18 protein-coding genes are annotated in these 17,064 nt (G+C 68.2%); 5 read left to right on the plus strand and 13 right to left on the minus strand.

The window, feature by feature from the left end; translation table 11 throughout:
• Nucleotides 1–132: 132 nt before the first annotated feature.
• The 7 genes from NQK81_RS24525 to NQK81_RS24555 all read right to left on the minus strand — a co-directional run bounded on the left by NQK81_RS24525 (nt 133) and on the right by NQK81_RS24555 (nt 7,431).
• Nucleotides 133–561 carry a heat shock protein transcriptional repressor HspR gene (locus NQK81_RS24525; RefSeq protein WP_257489832.1) on the minus strand — a complete coding sequence of 143 codons (429 nt, stop codon included), beginning with the start codon at nt 559–561 and terminating at the stop codon, nt 133–135.
• Between the two features lie 5 nt (nt 562–566).
• Nucleotides 567–1,739: a molecular chaperone DnaJ gene (gene dnaJ / locus NQK81_RS24530; RefSeq protein WP_126736121.1), complete on the minus strand. Its 1,173-nt coding sequence runs from the start codon at nt 1,737–1,739 to the stop codon at nt 567–569.
• Nucleotides 1,740–1,772: 33 nt separating this feature from the next.
• The gene (gene grpE, locus NQK81_RS24535; protein WP_126736122.1) at nt 1,773–2,528 is read right to left on the minus strand and encodes a nucleotide exchange factor GrpE; all 756 of its coding nucleotides are present in this window, start codon (nt 2,526–2,528) and stop codon (nt 1,773–1,775) included.
• A complete protein-coding gene (dnaK, locus tag NQK81_RS24540) occupies nt 2,525–4,396 on the minus strand; it encodes a molecular chaperone DnaK (protein ID WP_016338148.1) in 1,872 nt (623 codons plus the stop codon). The genes grpE and dnaK overlap by 4 nt, the downstream gene beginning before the upstream one ends.
• A 166-nt stretch (nt 4,397–4,562) precedes the next feature.
• A complete protein-coding gene (locus tag NQK81_RS24545) occupies nt 4,563–5,969 on the minus strand; it encodes an alpha/beta fold hydrolase (RefSeq protein ID WP_257483418.1) in 1,407 nt (468 codons plus the stop codon).
• Nucleotides 5,966–6,637, minus strand: coding sequence for a DUF4097 family beta strand repeat-containing protein (locus tag NQK81_RS24550; RefSeq protein ID WP_126736124.1), 672 nt, complete (start codon nt 6,635–6,637; stop codon nt 5,966–5,968). The genes NQK81_RS24545 and NQK81_RS24550 overlap by 4 nt, the downstream gene beginning before the upstream one ends.
• 26 nt (nt 6,638–6,663) lie before the next feature.
• Complete coding sequence (locus NQK81_RS24555; protein WP_257483419.1) at nt 6,664–7,431, minus strand: DUF4097 family beta strand repeat-containing protein; 768 nt, start codon at nt 7,429–7,431, stop codon at nt 6,664–6,666.
• Nucleotides 7,432–7,756: 325 nt separating this feature from the next.
• Between NQK81_RS24555 and NQK81_RS24560 the strand changes: the two genes are divergently transcribed.
• Nucleotides 7,757–8,296, plus strand: coding sequence for a YbhB/YbcL family Raf kinase inhibitor-like protein (locus NQK81_RS24560; protein WP_257483421.1), 540 nt, complete (start codon nt 7,757–7,759; stop codon nt 8,294–8,296).
• Nucleotides 8,297–8,477: 181 nt separating this feature from the next.
• Here the strand turns inward: NQK81_RS24560 and NQK81_RS24565 are convergent, their stop codons facing one another.
• From NQK81_RS24565 to NQK81_RS24575, 3 genes are read right to left on the minus strand one after another with little or no spacing between them, the layout of a single operon-like run.
• Entirely contained in the window at nt 8,478–8,912 is a 435-nt protein-coding gene (locus NQK81_RS24565) for a GNAT family N-acetyltransferase (RefSeq protein WP_257483422.1), read from the minus strand.
• A gap of 22 nt (nt 8,913–8,934) precedes the next feature.
• Nucleotides 8,935–9,495, minus strand: coding sequence for a TetR/AcrR family transcriptional regulator (locus NQK81_RS24570; RefSeq protein WP_126736128.1), 561 nt, complete (start codon nt 9,493–9,495; stop codon nt 8,935–8,937).
• Nucleotides 9,496–9,822 (minus strand): DMT family transporter, encoded by a 327-nt coding sequence (locus tag NQK81_RS24575; protein WP_257483423.1) that lies wholly within the window; start codon nt 9,820–9,822, stop codon nt 9,496–9,498.
• Between the two features lie 153 nt (nt 9,823–9,975).
• On the opposite strand from NQK81_RS24575, the gene NQK81_RS24580 reads away from it, so the two are divergent.
• From NQK81_RS24580 to NQK81_RS24590, 3 genes are all read left to right on the plus strand, one after another.
• A complete protein-coding gene (locus NQK81_RS24580) occupies nt 9,976–12,270 on the plus strand; it encodes a (Fe-S)-binding protein (RefSeq protein ID WP_126736130.1) in 2,295 nt (764 codons plus the stop codon).
• Nucleotides 12,271–12,535: 265 nt separating this feature from the next.
• A complete protein-coding gene (locus tag NQK81_RS24585; protein WP_225950780.1) occupies nt 12,536–12,937 on the plus strand; it encodes a DUF742 domain-containing protein in 402 nt (133 codons plus the stop codon).
• A gap of 30 nt (nt 12,938–12,967) precedes the next feature.
• Entirely contained in the window at nt 12,968–13,951 is a 984-nt protein-coding gene (locus NQK81_RS24590) for a cation diffusion facilitator family transporter (protein ID WP_257483424.1), read from the plus strand.
• Here NQK81_RS24590 and NQK81_RS24595 read toward each other — a convergent pair.
• Together NQK81_RS24595 and NQK81_RS24600 are read right to left on the minus strand one after the other, a co-directional pair.
• The gene (locus tag NQK81_RS24595) at nt 13,945–14,637 is read right to left on the minus strand and encodes a CAP domain-containing protein (RefSeq protein ID WP_257489833.1); all 693 of its coding nucleotides are present in this window, start codon (nt 14,635–14,637) and stop codon (nt 13,945–13,947) included. The genes NQK81_RS24590 and NQK81_RS24595 overlap by 7 nt on opposite strands.
• A 121-nt stretch (nt 14,638–14,758) precedes the next feature.
• Nucleotides 14,759–15,217, minus strand: a complete 459-nt coding sequence (locus NQK81_RS24600; RefSeq protein ID WP_257483425.1) for a MarR family winged helix-turn-helix transcriptional regulator — start codon at nt 15,215–15,217, stop codon at nt 14,759–14,761.
• A 73-nt stretch (nt 15,218–15,290) separates the two neighbouring features.
• On the opposite strand from NQK81_RS24600, the gene NQK81_RS24605 reads away from it, so the two are divergent.
• Nucleotides 15,291–16,475 (plus strand): FAD-dependent oxidoreductase, encoded by a 1,185-nt coding sequence (locus NQK81_RS24605; RefSeq protein ID WP_257483426.1) that lies wholly within the window; start codon nt 15,291–15,293, stop codon nt 16,473–16,475.
• Here the strand turns inward: NQK81_RS24605 and dcd are convergent.
• Complete coding sequence (gene dcd, locus NQK81_RS24610) at nt 16,472–17,053, minus strand: dCTP deaminase (protein WP_125679521.1); 582 nt, start codon at nt 17,051–17,053, stop codon at nt 16,472–16,474. The two genes, NQK81_RS24605 and dcd, sit on opposite strands and share 4 nt — an antisense overlap.
• Nucleotides 17,054–17,064: the final 11 nt, after the last annotated feature.

Below are 17,064 nucleotides of genomic sequence, written 5' to 3' on the forward strand. Positions count from 1 at the left end.
CCCCTCGGGCAGCGGCCACCAGGTCCGACCGCTCACCGCCACCGACGTTGCAAAAGCCACTTTCGCAACGTTGAAGGTTGCGAAAGTGGCTTTCGCAACCTGCCACCTTGCCTCGCCCCCGCATTCAGAGGACTAATTGCGTTTCTTGGGCTTCCAGACCACGAGGGCCGTCTGCTGCCGCAGCGGGACGAGGTCCTTGCGGTAGGAGGCGTGCACGGCCGCGGCGGTCTGTTCGGCGGCGACGTACGCCGCCGTGAGCTCGTCGGTCAGTTCGGCGATCCGTGCGCGCAGCGCGTCGACCTGGTTCTCCAGCTCGATGATCCGCTTGATGCCCGCGAGGTTGACACCGTCCTCTTGGGACAGTCGCTGCACTTCGCGCAGCAACGCGATGTCCCGCATCGAGTAACGGCGTCCACCACCGGACGTCCGGCCCGGCGACACGAGACCCTGGCGGTCGTAGGACCGCAGGGTCTGCGCGTGCAGGCCGGAAAGCTGCGCCGCCACCGAAATGACGAACACGGGGGTGTCCTCGTCCGCACCGTGCGGCAGCCCGCCGAACATCGTGCTCACCTGCCTTCGAGAAGTTCGGTGATCTCCGGTCGCGGATCGTGATCGGCCATGGCCTCCGCGTAGGCCTCCAGCGCTTCACGGGCCTTGTCGTCCAGTTTGGCCGGGATGGCCGCCTGCAGGGTGACCAGCAGATCGCCCTGCGAGCCGTCGCGTTTCGCGATCCCCTTGCCGCGCACCCGGAGCACGCGGCCGCTCGCCGTGCCCTGCGGCACCTTCAGTGAGACCTTGCCCTCCAGCGTCGGCACGGTGATCGTGCCGCCGAGGGCCAGTTCCGAGAAGGACACCGGCACGGTGATCGTCAGGTCGAGATCCTTGCGCCCGAACACCGCGTGCGGAGCGACGTGCACGCGGACGTACAGATCGCCCGGCTGCGCGCCGCCACGGCCCGGCTCGCCCTGACCAGCCAGCCGGATCCGCTGGTCGTCGGCGACGCCCGGCGGGATCCGCACGGTCAGCGTGCGGGTGCGGGTGCTGATGCCCTCGCCCGCGCATTCCGGGCAGGGATCGTCGATGATCGTGCCGCGGCCGCGGCAGTCACGGCACGGCTCCGAGAACGCGAACGCGCCCTGGCTCCGGCTGACCAGCCCGCTGCCCTGGCAGGTCGCGCACGTCCTCGGGGAGGTCCCCGGCTTCGCACCGTTCCCGCCGCAGGTGGAACAGGTCGCCGGGCTCGACAGCCGCAGCGGCAGGGTCGCGCCCTTGACCGCCTCGGCGAAGTCGATCCGGACGTCGGTCTCCACGTCCGAGCCGCGCTGCGGCCGGTTCGCGGTGGCACCGGCGGCGGCGCCTCGGCGGCCGAAGAGCCCGCCGAGGATGTCACCGAGACCGCCGAACCCGCCCTGCTGCTGACCCGCCTGGCCGAAGATGTCGCCGACGTCGAATCCGCCGCCACCGCCGGCCCCCGGGAAGCCGAAGCCGCCGGGACCGCCGGAGCCGAAGAGGCGGCGGGCCTCGTCGTACTCCTTGCGCTTGGACGCGTCGGAAAGAACGCCGTACGCTTCGGAGACCGCCTTGAACTTCTTCTCGGCCTCCACGTTGCCCGCGTTGGCGTCGGGGTGGTTCTCCTTGGCCAGCTTGCGGTAGGCCTTCTTGATCTCGTCCGCGGTGGCGTCGGAGGAGACGCCCAGCTCACGGTAGAAGTCCTTACCGATCCATTCCCGTGCACTCACCGAACGTCTCCTCCTTTCACGCCGTATCGCCGATCAGCGGTTGTTCTCATCGAAAAGTTCGCCCTCGAGCGGCAGTTCGCCACCCACGGGCGGGTCCACCGGAGCGTCCTGCGCCGCCGGGGCGGCACCGGGCTCGTGGTCGGTGACCCCGACCATCGCCGGGCGCAGCACGCGCTCGCCGAAGCGGTAGCCGCGGCGCATGACCACGGTGACCGTCGGGCCGGAGACGTCCGGCGACGTGCTGTGCTGGACCGCCTCGTGGACGCTCGGGTCGAAGGGCTCGCCCTCGGTGCCGAACGCTTCGAGACCCGACCGCTGCAGGCTTCCGACGAGCTTCTCGCCGACCGACTTGAAGGCGCCCGTCAGATCGCCGTGCTGCTCCGCGCGCTCGAGGTCGTCGAGCAGCGGGAGCAGGTCGTTGACGACCGACGCCTTCGCGCCGGCGACGACCTGCTCGCGGTCGCGGTCCACGCGCTTGCGGTAGTTGGCGTACTCGGCCTGGAGCCGCTGGAGGTCGGCGGTGCGTTCCGCCAGCTCCTTCTCCAGCCCGGTGGCCACCGACACCGAGTCGTCCACGATGGACTCCCCGAGGCCGGGGCCCGCGTGGGCCGCGGGCTCCGGTTCGACGGTGTCTTCGGCCGGAGCGGCGTGCTTCGGGCCGTCCTGGGTTTCGGCGGCCGGGGCGGCCGAGCGGACCTCACCGGTCAGCGGATCGATCCGCCTACGGTCCCGCACGACCACCGGTTCGTCCGGGCCCCGGCCCTCGGTTTCGTCGTAGCGTCCCGTCACTTCTTGTCCTTCTCGTCCTCTTCGACGATCTCGGCGTCGACGACGTCGTCCGCCTTGGCCTGCGAACCGGTGCCCGCGCCCGCCGCACCGGCGGCGCCTTCACCGGCGGCACCTTCGGCGCCCGGGGTGGCGTTGGCGTAGAGCGCGGTGCCCAGCTCCTGCGAAGCGGTGTTCAGCTTCTCGATGGATTCGCGGATCTTCGCCGAGTCGGTGCCCTTGAGCGCCTCGTTGGCCTCGTCGATCGCGGACTTCACCTTGCCCTTGAGCTCGTCGGGCAGCTTGTCCTCGTTGTCCTTGACGAACTTCTCGGTCTGGTAGACCAGCGTCTCCGCCTGGTTGCGGGTCTCCGCCTCCTCGCGGCGCTGCTTGTCCTCCTCGGCGTGCGCCTCGGCGTCCTTGACCATGCGCTCGATGTCGTCCTTCGGCAGCGCGGAGCCACCGGTGATCGTCATCGACTGCTCCTTGTTCGTGCCGAGGTCCTTCGCGAGGACGTGCACGATGCCGTTGGCGTCGATGTCGAAGGTGACCTCGATCTGGGGCACGCCACGCGGGGCGGGCGGGAGACCGGTCAGCTCGAACATGCCGAGCTTCTTGTTGTGCGCCGCGATCTCGCGCTCACCCTGGAACACCTGGATCTGCACCGAGGGCTGGTTGTCGTCCGCGGTGGAGAAGATCTCCGAACGCTTGGTCGGGATCGTGGTGTTGCGCTCGATGAGCTTGGTGAACACGCCGCCCTTGGTCTCGATGCCCAGCGAAAGCGGGGTCACGTCGAGCAGGAGGACGTCCTTGACCTCACCCTTGAGCACACCGGCCTGCAGCGCCGCGCCGACGGCGACGACCTCGTCCGGGTTGACGCCCTTGTTCGGCTCGCGGCCACCGGTCAGCTCCTTGACCAGCTCGGACACGGCGGGCATACGGGTGGAACCACCCACGAGCACGACGTGGTCGATGTCGCCGACGGCGACACCCGCGTCACGGATGACGTTGTTGAACGGCTTGCGGGTGCGCTCGAGCAGGTCCGAGGTGATCTTCTGGAACTCGGCGCGGGAAAGCTGCTCGTCGAGGAAGAGCGGGTTCTTGTCCGCGTCCACCGTGATGTACGGCAGGTTGATGCTGGCCGAGTTCGAGCTGGACAGCTCGATCTTCGCCTTCTCGGCGGCCTCACGGATGCGCTGGAGCGCCATCTTGTCCTTGGTGAGGTCGATGCCGTTGGACGACTTGAACTTGTCGACCAGCCAGGTGACGATGCGCTCGTCCCAGTCGTCACCGCCGAGGTGGTTGTCACCGGAGGTCGCGCGGACCTCGACGACACCCTCGCCGATCTCCAGCAGCGAGACGTCGAACGTACCGCCACCGAGGTCGAAGACCAGGATGGTCTGTTCCTTCTCGCCCTTGTCGAGGCCGTACGCCAGCGCGGCCGCGGTGGGCTCGTTGACGATGCGGAGCACGTTCAGGCCGGCGATCTGCCCGGCCTCCTTGGTGGCCTGCCGCTGCGCGTCCTCGAAGTAGGCGGGGACGGTGATGACCGCGTCGGTGATGGTCTCGCCGAGGTACGCCTCGGCGTCGCGCTTGAGCTTCATCAGCACGCGGGCGCTGATCTCCTGCGAGGTGTAAGCCTTGCCGTCGATCTCGGTCTTCCAGTCGGTTCCGATGTGCCGCTTGACCGACCGGATGGTCCGGTCGACGTTCGTCACGGCCTGGTTCTTCGCCGGCTGGCCGGTCAGCACTTCACCGTTCTTGGCGAAGGCGACGATGGACGGGGTGGTGCGGGAACCTTCCGAGTTGGCGATGACCGTCGGCTCGCCGCCCTCAAGGACAGCGACGACCGAGTTGGTCGTGCCGAGGTCGATGCCGACCGCTCGCGCCATGGTGTGATCCTCCTGCTAGTTCGTGACCTGCACGTATCCGCCCACCTTGAGCGGGCTCAACGCAAGTTGTATCGGGATGGTGGGGCTTCCGTCAAGCCGGACTTGAGTCACCCTCACTCAACCTTGCATCCGGCTCAACGTGCGGCACGTTCGTCTTGTTCCCGGACTACCGGCAGACCGTGCCAGGAGCGGGTGTGACGCCGCTCACCAGGTACTTCACCTCTTCGGTGCGCACGCAGGCCGAGTTGAGCAGCCCGGTGTGCCCGTACCCGGCGTCGACCAGCAACGTCGAGTTCTCGATGTTCCGCGCGAGCCCTTTCGCCCAGACGAGCGGCGTCGCCGGATCGTGTTCGCCGCCGACCACGAGGATCGGCGCCGCGCCGGTCACCCGTTGCGGTCGCGGCAGGTAGGCGGATGGCACCGGCCAGCCCGCGCACCCGCTCGCCATGTCCCAGAACTCCGAATACCGCCATCCGTGCGGCGAGAGGGTCTTCACCAGCCCCTGCATCGCCCGCATGTCGGCATAGGAGGTGAACGGCGAGCCGAAGTCGTGGCAGCCGATCGCGCGATACGCGCCGTAGGACGGGTCGAGCTGGGAGTACGGCAGCAGTCCGTCCGCGTTCCCCGCCGTCGCGGCCTGGATCGCCTTCGCGAGATCCGGCCAGAACGCCGGGAGGATGAGGCTGCCGTAGACGCCGGCCGCCATCTCCTCCGCGGTCACGTTCCGTCCGAGCTGTTTCGACGGCACGCCGCCGGGCGTCCGCATCAACGCGTCGTAGGTGGCGAGGACGTCCTTGCCGCGAAGCGCGCAGTCGGCCGACGTCGTGCACCACCGCGCGAAGTCCCTCAGCGCGCTCTCGGTCGCGATGGCCTCTTCGAGGACCGCCTGCCTGGTGGGCCGCGAGTGGTCGACGGCGCCGTCGAGCACCATCGTCCGGACTCGCTTCGGGTACTTCTCCGCGTACACGGCGCCGAGTTCGGAACCGTAGGAGACGCCGAGCCAGTTCACCTTCGGCTCGCCGAGGGCGCCCCGGATCGCTTCGACGTCGTCCGCGGCCCGCCAAGTGTCCACAGAGGACAATCCGGGTCCGGTCCGCTTCAGGCACTCGCCGCCCGAAGCGCGGTTGTGCGCGAGAAGCTTGTCGTAATCGGCGTGGCTCCGCGGAAAACGGCTGACCGCCGGATCGTGCAGTTCCGGCCCGCAGGCGATCGCGGGCGTGCTTTCGCCGACGCCGCGCGGATCGAACCCGATGACGTCGAACCGTTGCCGCACTTCGGCCATTTCCGGCTTGTCCAGCGCGAAACCGCGGCCGCCGTACTTCAGCACGGTGACGCCGGAACCGCCCGGCCCGCCCGGATGCGTCAGCAGCGAACCGACGCGGCGCGCGGGATCGGCCGCGGGCAGTTTCGCCAGCGCGATCGAGAAACCGTCGCTCACCGGGAGGTTCGCGCATTCCAGCGTCGGCGCGTACTCGGTCGCGCACGGCTTCCAGTCGATCCCGGACGAGGCGGACGCCGGCAGCGCGGAAAGCGGCAGCAGGGTCAGCGCGGTGACCGCGGCCAGCGTCTTCATGCGGGCTTCACCGTGATCGAGCCGGTGCCGGACTGGAGGTCCAGGACGTTCGCCGAAGCCTGGTCCTGCCGGACGCCGCCGGTCTCGACCTTGCCGACCTCCGCCTTCGCGCGGACCTGGTACGCGCCGTCGGGAACGGACACGACGACCTTGCCGACCTCGGCGTTCGCGGTGACGGCGCCGGGCTTCGCGAGACCGACCTCGATGTCGCCGGTGCCGGTGCGCAGATTGACGGGCCCGGACGTGCTCAGCACCTTGAGGTCACCCACGTCACCCTTCAGGTCGACGGAAGCCGCGCGGGCGAGCGTGATCTTGCCGGTGCCGATGGTCCCCGAGATCGCCAGCTCGCGCGGCACCACGACGTCGTAGTCCACGCCGCACTGCTGACAACCGCCGAGCACCAGCGTGCCGTTCTCGACGCTGTACGTCTTGCCCGGATTCTTGCCGTTGTACGTCACTTCGCGGCGCAGCGAGACGGGCGCGCCGTCCTCGACCCGGAGCGTGACCGCGCCGACCGGGACGTCCACCCGGATCGCGGTGACCTGCTCGGTGACGGGCGCGCCGTCGCTCAGCTTCTGCTGGAATTCCCCTGTGCAGCCGACGATCCCGAAGGCGGTCAGCGCGCCGAGAGCGAGCGCGCCGAGGACGCGCTTCTCCTTGTTCCCCATGAGAAAATGTTCCCCCGATATTTCCGTCAGGCCGCTTTGACCTTGACGCTTCCGCTGTCGGTGTTGAGATCGAGCTTGTGCTGGGCCGAACCGGACTGGTTCACGTCGATGTCGCGACTGCCACTGCCGGTGGTGCCGGTGACGTTGTACTCGCCGGCCGGGACGGTGACCTCGACCGAACCGCTGTCGGTCTGCGCGGCGACGTCGGCGCCCTTGACCAGTTCGAGTTCGATGCGGCCGCTGTCGGTGCGGGCCTCGACGTTGCCGCCGAGCCGTTCCCCCTTAATGGCACCGGAAGCGGCCTGCACGGTGACGGCCTGGCCGATGTTCGCCAGTTCGACGCGGCCCGCGTCGGACCGCACCTTCACCGTGCCCGGCACATCCGCGACGGAAACCTCGCCGGAGTCCACCGTGACGTCCACAGTGGACACCCCGGCGACGTCGAGTGCCCCCGAATCCAGCTTGCCGGAGACCGGGACGCCCGCCGGGACCACCACGTCGTAACGAACCTCGCAGGTGGTGCCGCAGTCGGCGAGGACCAAGGTGTCGCCTTCCACGCGGAACGAGTCGCCCGGCTTGTTCCAGCGGTACTCGAACTCCTGGTGGATCCGGACCGGCCCCTCGCCGGTGCGGATCTTGACCCGGCCCTCGTCGTTGTCGATCCGCACGCTGCGGATCGGCTGGGTGACCTCCGAGGTGGCCTCCGCGTCGGACGGCCACCACCAGCCGAGGCCGGTGAGGACACCGACGCCGATCAACGCGATGCCTCCGATCGCGAGGAGTGGGCGCGCCATGGTCTTGAGTCCCTCCAGAGCAGGTTTTCGTGTAGCTCGACGCTAAGGGCAGCGCGGCGGGTTGGACATAGGGGTAACCCCCGGATTCGTCCCTGATCCCGCGCCAGGGCTCTAGGGGTCCTAGGCGCTGTCCGGCAAGTCGTGTTCGCGGTCTTCGCGCCCAGGCGGCCCCTGACGGCACGGGCGGATGCGGCCGAGTACGACCCGGTACGAGGCCGATCCGCCCGCACCGCCAGGAACCGCCTGGATCCCGAAGCCCATCGAACAGACTCGCCGGACAGCGCCTAGCCTGGCTCCGTCATCTGTTCGACGATCAGGAGGACGCATGCCGCAGGCACCCGATCCGTACGAATTCCTGCCCGATCTGCCTGCCTTCACCTTGAGCAGCACCGATATCGAGGAAGGCGGCTTCCTGCCGACGCCCCAGCTTTCCGGGATCTTCGGTGCGGGCGGCGAGGACCGTTCCCCGCAGCTGTCGTGGGACGGCTTCCCCGAAGGGACCAAGAGTTTCGCCGTGACCTGCTACGACCCCGACGCCCCGACGGCGAGCGGGTTCTGGCACTGGGCGGTCTTCAACATCCCGGCGTCGGTGACGGCGCTGGCCGCGAACGCGGGCGACGAGACGGGTTCCGGTCTGCCGGAGGGCGCTGTCACCCTGAAGGGGGACGGTGGCGTGAAGCGGTTCCTCGGCGCCGCCCCGCCGCCCGGGCACGGGCCGCACCGGTACATCTTCACGGTGCACGCGGTCGACGTCGAAAAGCTGGAAGTCGGCGAAGACGCTACGCCGGCCTTCCTCGGCTTCAACCTCTTCAGCCACGCCATCGCCCGGGCATCGCTGACGGCCCTGCACGAGAACAAGGGCTGAACCGGCTTTCCGTGAAGGCCTCCTTGAGGGACTCTGGGTCCCTCAAGGAGGCCTTCACGGACTTGGGCGCTCAGTGGCGACGCTCGCTACTAGACCGGACCAAGGTGATGTTGCGAAAGCCACGTTCGCAACGTTGAAGGTTGCGAACGTGGCTTTCACAACGTCGGCGGAGTGGTCCTCGCTAGACCTGCCCGTTCGCCCGGCTCCGCTCCATGTACTGCCCGTCGGGCGGGTCACCGAAGCCGAACCGCCGGTACAGCCCGTGCGCGTCGGCGGTGTGGAGCATCCACCGGAACTCCGCGCCCGGCCCGTTGTCGATCATCTCCCGGACCAGTTCCTTGCCGAGCCCCGCGCCGCGCGCCTCGTCGACGACGAAGACGTCCGCGAGATAAGCACTGCCGATGGTGTCCGAGAACGCCCGCGCGAACCCGACCAGCCTGCCGCTCGAAGTCTCGTACGCGCCGACGACCCGCCACGCGTTCCGGAAGACCTTCTCGACCTGGTCGCGGTCTCGCCACTTGCCCCAGTAGACCTCGGTGGACAGGTGCTTCCACACCACGTCGAGGTCCAGCCGTGCCGGGTCGTCGTCCAGTTCGTAAGCGCCGACAGTCCTCATGATCCGAACGCTACCCAGCAGGTCAACGAGGTTTCAGCAGGTAGTCCACCACCGGCCGCAGCTCGTCGGCGGACGGCGGTTCGTCGTCGATGAGGCCCTGGATCAGCAGGCCGTCGATCCCGGCCAGGAACACCCGGAACGCGACCTCGTCGTCGTGCCGGACCATCGAGGTCAGCACGTCCAGCCAGCGCCGGGCGGCGGGCCGCAGCTCCGGTTTGCGCGCGGCCAGCAGGTACAGCTCGTACTCCGCCATCGTCCGCCCTCGGCGCGGGCCCAGCGCCTCCGCGAGCAGCCCGGCGACCTCTTCCGCGCCGCGGCTGCCGCGCGAGCGGGCGCGATCGATCATCCAGTAGACCTCGGTCGCCATATCCCGCGCGCACGAGATGAGGGTGGCGATCAGCAGGTCGTCGAGGCTGGAGAAGTGATAGGTGGTCGACGCCGTCGGCACGCCCGCCTCGGCAGCGACCGTCCGGTGGGTGACGCCGGCGACGCCGTCCCGTTCGATCACCCGCAGCGCGGCCGCGATGATCTCCTCGCGCCGCTTCTCGCCCCTGGCCTTCCGGCCGTCGACCTGGATCTTCACTTAGTGCGCGCCCCCTGCCTCGATCAGCACGACACCGCCGATCACCAGCACCAGCCCGGCGATCACGGAGAGGTTGACGGGTTCCTTGAAGAAGACGATGCCGACGGCCGCCACCAGCGCGACGCCGGCCGCGGCCCAGATCGCGTACGCGACGCTCACCGGCACGCCCGCCTTCAGTACGTACGCGAGCACGACGAACGCGAAGGCGTACCCGGCCACGACGACGATCGACGGCCCCACCTTGCTGAAACCCTCGGAAAGTTTCAACGAGACCGTGGCGGTTACCTCAGCGGCGATGGCCAAAGCGAGGAGAAGGTACGCACCCATGTCACAAAAACTACCTGGACGATCGTCTTAAAACCAAGAGAGGCGTACACCACATCGGTGGGACTTGGGCGCGGTCAGTGGGTTACCCATCAGTAAGAAGCATTAGTCTGCCCGAACCACCACACGCTTCACTCGGACGAAAGGCACCCGATGATGGGCGCTGTACAGCTGACGCTCGGCGGGATCTCGGTCCTGCTCGGCGTCGTCGCCTGGGGAATGTTCTTCGCGACCATCGCCCGCTTCGTGCGGGTGATCCGGCTCGGTCAGCCGGACTCGACCCGCAACGGCCCGTTCGTGCCGCGCATGAAGACCCTGATCAAGGAATTCGCCGCGCACACCCGGATGAACAAGATCCGCAGCGTCGGCGCCGCGCACTGGCTCGTCATGTGGGGCTTCCTGCTCGGGTCGCTCGCCCTGTTCGAGGCGTACGGCGAAGTCTTCGTCCCCACCTGGGGCTGGCCGATCCTCGACGACTGGTCGCTGTTCCAGCTGCTCATGGAGGTGCTCGGGGTCGGCACCATCGTCGGCGCCCTGGTGCTGATCGGGATCCGCCAGAAGAACCACCCGCGCCGCGCCGACCGGCAGTCCCGGTTCCAGGGCTCGAACTTCAAGTGGGCGTACTTCATCGAGGCCGTCGTGCTCATCGAGGGCATCGGCATCATCGGTGTCCGCGCCGCGAAGTCCGCGATGAACGTCCACGAAACCCCGATCTGGGCGGCGTTCGTCTCGCACCCGATCGGTGAGCTGCTGCCGGCCAGCCCGAACCTGGTCTCGGTGTTCGCCTTCGTCAAGCTGATGAGCGCCACGATCTGGCTGTTCGTCATCGCACGCACGATGACGATGGGTATCGCCTGGCACCGGTTCAGCGCCTTCTTCAACATCTACTTCAAGCGCGAGGACGACGGTGGCGTCGCACTGGGCGCGCTCAAGCCGATGATGAGCAAGGGCAAGGTGCTCGACCTCGAAGAGGCGGACCCGGACGAGGACACCTTCGGCGTCGGCAAGATCGAGGACTTCAGCTGGAAGGGCTGGCTGGACTTCTCCACCTGCACCGAATGCGGCCGCTGCCAGTCGCAGTGCCCCGCGTGGAACACCGGCAAGCCGCTTTCGCCGAAGCTGCTCATCACACAGCTTCGCGACCACGCCTACGCGAAGGCGCCGTACCTGCTCGCGGGCGGCAAGCGCGATATGGCGGGCGACGAGGTCGGCCTGTCCGGTGACAACATGTACGCGGGTATCGACGTCCTCGCGATCGCCGAGTCACAGAAGGCCCTCATCGGCGACGACGGTGGCGTCATCGACCCCGAAGTGCTGTGGTCCTGCACCTCCTGCGGCGCGTGCGTCGAGCAGTGCCCGGTGGACATCGAGCACGTCGACCACATCGTCGACATGCGCCGCTACCAGGTGATGATCGAGTCCGCGTTCCCCAGCGAGCTCAACGGGATGTTCAAGAACCTGGAGAACAAGGGCAACCCGTGGGGCCAGAACGCCAAGGACCGGCTCGCCTGGACCGAGGACCTGGACTTCGAGGTGCCGGTGTTCGACGGCGACCTCGGCGACACCGAGTACCTCTTCTGGGTCGGCTGCGCCGGCGCGTTCGAGGACCGCGCGAAGAAGACCACGCGCGCCGTCGCGGAGCTGCTGCACATCGCGGGCGTCAAGTACACCGTGCTCGGCTCGGAGGAGTCCTGCACCGGTGACCCGGCCCGCCGCGCGGGCAACGAGTTCCTCTTCCAGATGCTGGCGCAGCAGAACGTCGAGATCCTCAACTCGGTGTTCGAGGGCCGCGAACGCAAGGCGCGCAAGGTGGTCGTCACCTGTGCCCACTGTTTCAACACCCTCGCGAACGAGTACCCGGAGCTGGGCGGCCAGTTCGACGTCGTGCACCACACGCAGCTGCTCAACCGCCTGGTGCGGGAGAAGCACCTGACCCCGGTGGCCCCGGTCGCCGAGGACGTCACCTACCACGACCCGTGCTACCTGGGCCGCCACAACAAGGTCTACGACGCTCCGCGTGAGCTCGTCGGCGCTTCGGGCGCGCAGCTGCGCGAAATGCCGCGGCACGGCGACCGCTCGATGTGCTGTGGCGCCGGTGGCGCGCGGATGTGGATGGAAGAGAAGATCGGCAAGCGGATCAACGTCGAGCGCGTCGACGAAGCGCTCGGCACCGCACCGTCGAAGATCGCGACCGGCTGCCCGTTCTGCCGCGTGATGCTCACCGACGGCGTCACCGCGCGCCAGAGCGACGGGCAGGCGAGCGAGAAGGTCGAGGTCGTCGACGTCGCCCAGCTGCTGCTGACCGCCGTCAAGCGGAAGCCGGAGCCGCAACTGGTCCCGGCGGGGGCGCCCTCTTTGGACGCCGTCTCGGACGCCGAACTCGACGGAAAGGCCGACGTGCCCACCGACGAAACGGCCACCGGAACCCCGCTGCCGGAGGAAGACAAGTAGAACGTCACAACCGGAGGGGACATTCTCTCGCACATAATGCGAGAGAATGTTCCCTCTTGTTTTATGCCGTCCGGGTCATTCGGTCCCGTTACCCGTTCGGCGGTACACCGTGGCGATAGGCTGCAGCGGATCCGAAAAAAGGGGCGAGGAATCGATGGGCAACCGGCACGAACTCCGTTCGGTCAAGGAACACCGGCTCGCGATGCCGGGGTCGCCGACCGTTCGCCCGCCCGCCCGCGTCCCTTCTTCCGCGGCATTCGCCAGGATGGCCCAGGAAGCGACCATCCCCAGCATCCCGGCCGCCCGGCGGCCGCCGCGGCAGGAACGCCGTCGCACGCGCGTCCGCCCGTACGTCCGCACGGGCGGACGCACACAGTCCAAACGGAACTTCGCGATCGAAGCGATGATTTCCGTCCGGAACGACGCGCCATGGAACGCGCCGGGGTTCAGCGTCGAATTCCATTCCGTGAGATCGTTGTGCCGTCGTCCGACTTCCGTCGCCGAAGTAGCCGCGTCGTTATGCGTTCCACTCGGCGTTGCAAAGGTCCTTTTGGGTGATATGGCGGAACTCGGTTTGGTCACCGTTCATGAAACGCAGGCTGAATTCGACGGTCATCCGGCACTCGCCTTGATGGAACGCGTCCTGCAGGGTTTGCGTCGCCTGTGAGATCGGCGCACTCGCACTACGCTACGCGAGGTGAGTGAAGAATCCGGTGACGAAAGCACCCTGACGGTGGTGCTGGCGGGTGGGGTCAACCTCGCCATCGCCGTGCTGAAACTGATCGCCGGGATCATCACCGGCTCCGGCGCGATGCTGTCGGAAGCCGCGCACTCGGTGGCCGACACGATCACCGAAGTACTCCTGCTGACCGCGCTGAAACGGTCGGACCGGCCGGCCGACCGCGTCCACCCGTTCGGCTACGGCAAGGAGCGCTACTTCTGGTCGTTGCTCGCGGCGGTGTCGATCTTCGCCTCGGGCGCGATGTTCGCGCTCTACGAAGGCTTTTCGACGGTCTTCGGCGAGGAGACCGAGCAGACCGATCCGATCGTCGGCTACGTCGTCCTCGCGATCGCGTTCGCCCTCGAATCCGTCTCGTGGTTCCAGGCCGTGCGGCAGGTGCGGCGCGACGCCGCGGAATCGGGCCAGAAGGTCTCGGTCTATCTGCGGATGATCGACGACCCGGCGCCGAAGACCGTGCTGTTCGAGGACTCGGCCGCGCTGATCGGCCTGCTGCTCGCGTTCGCCGGGATCGGGCTGCACCAGCTCACCGGCTCGCACGTGTGGGACGGCGCGGCGTCGATCGCGATCGGTGTCCTGCTCGCGCTGGTCGCCTACCTGCTCGGCCGCACCAACCGCGGCCTGCTGATCGGCAGGCAGGCGGATCCGAGGCTGGTGCGCGCGGTGCGCGACCACCTGAGGAAGGAGTCCGAGATCGAGGCCGTCGTCGACCTGCAGACCATGCTGATGGGCACCGATCAGGTGCTGGTGTGCGCCCGCGTCGACTTCGACGACGCGCTCGGCGCCGCGGAGGTCGAACGCGCCTGCGTCCGGATGGCGACCGAACTGACCGAGACGTTCGGCGATGTCACCGAGGTGTTCATCGAACCCGTTCCGCGCACGGACGCCGAACTGCGCGCCGCCGTGCTCGCCCGCTACGGCGACTGGGACAAGGGTCAGTAGCCGAAGTTCTGCGTCCAGTACATGCCCTTGGTGTTGACGCCGACGCCGATCTTCTTCAGCTTGCAGTTGAGGATGTTCGCGCGGTGGCCCTCGGAGTTCATCCAGGCGTCCATCACCTTGGCGGCGTTCGACTGGCCCTTGGCGATGTTCTCGGCGCCGGGCTTGTCGTAGCCGGCGGCGCGGATGCGCTGGTCGAACGTGACGCCTTCCGGTGTGGTGTGCGAGAAGTAGTTGCGGGCGGACATGTCGTCGCTGTGGCCCTGCGCGGCGGCGGCGAGGTGGGACTCGTTGCTCACCGGCGAGCAGCCCGCGTCGGCGCGCTCGGCGTTGACCAGGTCGATGACCTGCCCGGCGAGCGAGCTGTCCTGCGAACGGGGCGGTTCCGGCGCCTTGCTCGGAGTGGGCTTGGGGGCCTCGGAGGACTGGGCGGGCGGCTCGGCCGGGGCGGAGGACGAGCTGGGCGGCGCGGAGGAAGACGTCGGCGCGGCCGAAGACGACGTCGGGGCAGACGGCTCGGTCGCGGGACCGCCGGGCGCCGGGGCGGACGTCTGGCCGAAGTAGGCGGGAGGCTTGGCGAGCGCGTCCCCGGGCCTGCCCTTGGTGTCGGGCACGCTCAACGAGAGGTTGCTCAGCGCGGTGCCCTGGAACCGATCGGTCACCATCAGGTAGCTCGCGCTGGCGATCACCCCGCCCAGCAGCACACTGAGCGTGACCAGCAGTAACCGGCTTCGTGTTCTATTGGGGGACACGGGGCCGAAATTTATCACGAACCGGTTACGGCAATACCCCCGAAAGTAGTAATACCGGTCAGCGGCCGAGGCGACCCGTGGAGTCGTGCGTGATCGCCGTCGCGTCGGCGAGGAACCGGATCACGGTCTCCAGCTCTCCGTCCGTGTAGTTCTCACAGGCCTCGCGGACCGACTTCACCAGGTGATCCCACAAGGGCGCGGCCGAGGCCATCATCGCCCCGTCGATCTCGATGAGCACCTTTCGCCGATCCTCGGGATGCGGCTTCCGGGCGACGATCCGCTTGCTCTCGAGCCTGTCGATGAGCGCGGTGATCGACGCGGGCGCGAGCCCCGAAAGGTGTGACAGCGCCTTGGGCGTCTGCGGCCCGAAGCGGGCGAGGTAGTCGGTCACCTTGCTTTCGACGGCCGAAAGGCCGCGCTGCTCCGCGATCGCCGTGTGGAACATGACCGTCTCCGTCGACAGCGCGCGTGACCCGCTGAGGACCCGCTCGATCAGCTCCGCTCGCTCGCTTGACACGTCGGCCAGCCTAGCGGAGTCTTTAGTTCGACAGAACGAATTAGTTTCTAAGATATTCGATGGGGTGAACGACATGGCGAAGGTACTGATCGCCGGCGGGGGTATCGCGGGCACGATCACGGCGATCGCACTGCACGAGACGGGCCACGAGCCGGTGATCCACGAGGCGTACGACCGGAGCGCGGAAGGAGTCGGCGCGTTCCTGACCCTCGCGGTGAACGGTCTCGACGCGCTGAGCCCGATCGGACTGAAAAGCCTGGTCAAGGGCCTGGGATTCGACACGCCGCGGATCAAGATGCGGCTGGGCGACGGCCGCGAACTGGCCGACCTCGCGCTCGGCGAACCGCTCGAGGACGGCACCGTGAGCCAGACCGTGCTGCGCTCCGACCTCTACATCGGGCTTCGCGACGAAGCCGTCGGACGCGGCATCGAGATCCGCTACGGCAAGCGTTTGGCTGACGCGCGCGAGACCGCTTCGGGCGTCCTCGCGACCTTCGAGGACGGCTCGTCGGCCGAAGGCGACCTGCTGATCGGCGCGGACGGGCTCCGCTCACGGGTGCGGACGATCATCGACCCGGGGGCGCCGTCACCGCGCTACGTGCCCTTGCTGAACACCGGCGGACTGGCCGAGGGCCTGCGGCTGGACGACGAACCCGGCGTCATGCACATGACGTTCGGCAAGCGGCTGTTCTTCGCCCACATCGTCCACCCGGACGGGGGCGTCTGGTGGTTCGCGAACGTGCCCCGGAAGCGTGAGCCGTCTCCGGCCGAGCTCGCCGTGTCGCCCACCTGGCGAGAGGACCTGATCCGGCAGCTGGCGGTGGACCGCACCCCCGCCGCCGAGATCGTGCGCGCGACGCGGGAGATCTACCGGCCGTGGGCGACGTACGACTTCCCGAGCGTGCCGACCTGGCGCACGGACCGGATGGTCGTCATCGGTGACGCCGCCCACGCGACGTCACCGGCGGCGGGGCAAGGCGCCGCGATGGCCATCGAGGACGCCGTCACGCTGGCGCGATGCCTGCGTGACGTGCCCTCGATTCCCCAGGCGCTCGCCACCTACGAGGGACTGCGACGCGAGCGCGTCGAAGCCGTCGTCGAGCGCGGCAAGCGCAACGGTGACGACAAGGCGGTCGGGCCCGTCGGACGGGTGATCCGGGACTTCTTCCTCACGCGGGCGTTCAAGAACCCGCCGGAGGAGGATCCGAACGCCTTCATGTGGCGGCACCGGATCGACTGGGAAGCCCCGGTGGCTTAGCGCCAGGTGTCGACGCGGTGGAAGTTCTTGTACGCACGGCTCGGGGTCGGCCCTCGCTGACCCTGGTAGCGCGAGCCGGCCTCGTTCGAGCCGTACGGGAACTCCGCCGCGCTGGACAGGCGGAAGATGCAGAGCTGGCCGATCTTCATCCCTGGCCAGAGCGTGATCGGCAGGTTCGCCACGTTCGACAGCTCGAGGGTGATGTGGCCGGAGAAGCCCGGGTCGATGAAGCCCGCGGTGGAGTGCGTGAGCAGCCCGAGGCGGCCGAGGGAGGACTTGCCCTCCAGGCGGCCGGCGAGATCGTCGGCGAGCGTGACGGTCTCGTAGGTGGAGCCGAGGACGAACTCGCCAGGGTGGAGGACGAAGGGGTCTTCGCCCTCCTTCTCGACCAGCGAGGTCAGCTCATCCTGCTGGAGCTGCGGGTCGATATGCGTGTACTTGCTGTTGTCGAACACGCGGAAGTAGCGGTCGAGGCGCACGTCGATGCTCGACGGCTGGACCATGGTCGGGTCGAACGGGTCGACGCCGAGACGGCCTGCGTCGAGCTCTTTACGGAGGTCACGGTCGCTGAGGAGCACGCGATCAGCGT

Origin of the sequence: Amycolatopsis roodepoortensis (genome assembly GCF_024628825.1) — a bacterium.
Classification (GTDB): Bacteria; Actinomycetota; Actinomycetes; order Mycobacteriales; family Pseudonocardiaceae; genus Amycolatopsis; species Amycolatopsis roodepoortensis.